Origin of the sequence: Vibrio sp. 1731, assembly GCF_033339955.1 — a bacterium.
GTDB classification, from domain to species: Bacteria; Pseudomonadota; Gammaproteobacteria; order Enterobacterales; family Vibrionaceae; genus Vibrio; species Vibrio alginolyticus.
Map to the genome: position 1 here is coordinate 1 of NZ_JAWOVO010000086.1, position 1,371 is coordinate 1,371.

1 protein-coding gene and 1 pseudogene are annotated in these 1,371 nt (G+C 50.0%); both read right to left on the reverse strand.

What is annotated here, in order from left to right:
• A pseudogene (gene istB, locus R7035_RS25345) lies at positions 1-467 on the reverse strand (IS21-like element ISVch3 family helper ATPase IstB); the annotation flags it as partial.
• 10 nt (positions 468-477) lie between these two features.
• The coding region (locus R7035_RS25350; protein ID WP_411913240.1) for a Mu transposase domain-containing protein at positions 478-1,371 on the reverse strand (894 nt) is incomplete at its 5' end.

Sequence of the window (1,371 nt, forward strand, 5' to 3'; positions counted from 1 at the left end):
GATTGGAGTTGCTTTTGATAGCTACCATCCAGACGACCCGCGGTCAGGTCATCAAGCAGGCGAGTTAATCGGTAGTATCTGACCGTGTGTTGTTGGTCGCAGGCACTGGTTGCCAGTGCGCAGCCAAGATAGGTCTTGCCTGCACCTGTTGGGCCTGTGATCAAGATATTCTGGTGCTTATGTAGATAACTGCCCGTTAGAAGTTCGCTCATCTGTTTGCGATTGAGATTTCGTCCCTCCTTGTAGATGAGTTGGCTCGGCTGAGCATCTACTCTCAGTTTGGCTTGTCGTTTTAAGCGTTGGATTTTTGTCTGATTGCGATTCAAGATTTCACTTTCCAGAAGTAGGCTTAACCTTTCCTCGAAGTCCAGCTCTGCGTAGGTCGTCAGTTGCTCTTGTTGCTGCTCTAACGCTTTCGCCGCATGACTCAAGCGGAGGGTTTTGAGTTGGTCGTTCAGTGCGTTCATATCCTTTCTCCTAGTGATAACAGTTCGGGCCACGAACATTGCTGTGAACAAGGTTCGGTGTATTCGCTTTATCTTTACTCAGTTGCCCTTCACGATTGTTCTTGAGTAGATTGTTGACGAAGGTGTAGTTGGGTTTTGTCAGCATCAGTGCATCTTTACAGGCTTGCTCTAGGCGCGATTCGCCATGGGCTTTGCTTAGGTTGAGTAACCCAAGGCAGGAACGATACGACTGCTCTGGATGAGGCTTCGAGTTAAGCATCTTATTGACGACCTCTCGTGTGGCTGGGCCGATATTGGCTCCCCAGTTGAGCAAGCGGCCAGGCGACCACTTCTGATGTTGATGATTACTCGGCATGTGCTCTGGTTGGGTGCTGTTTCCGCGCTCTCTTTGGCTGCGTGGATGCTGGGCGATCAAGTTACCTTGATGGTAAATCTGCACCAGACGGTTGGAGGCTTCCAGTTCAACATGGTGGCCAACAAGCTGATGGGGAACCGAGTAGTAGTGACGGCGATATTCAATGTGATAGTCAGGCCCAACCTTGGCTCGCTTGGTTTCGGTATATTGGTATCGTTGCTTAGGAAGGGGCTTTAACGCGGGTTTATCGAGTTTGTCGAACAGTGATTGACGACTCGCGCCATACTGTTTCATCTCACGTTGGTTTAACTCATTCATGAGTTCTCGGATAGCGAGATTCAGCGCCTTGAAGGTATGGAAGGTTTGGTGTCGCAGCCGCATCATGATCCAGCGTTCCACTAGGAGAACGGCATTCTCTGCTTTGGCTTTGTCTTTCGGTTTGTGGGGGCGAGCGGGCATCACAGCCGTTTGATAATGATTCGCCAGTTTTTGATAGCTCTCATTCAGTATCGGCTCATAACGATTGGCTTTGGTGACCGCACTGCGCAG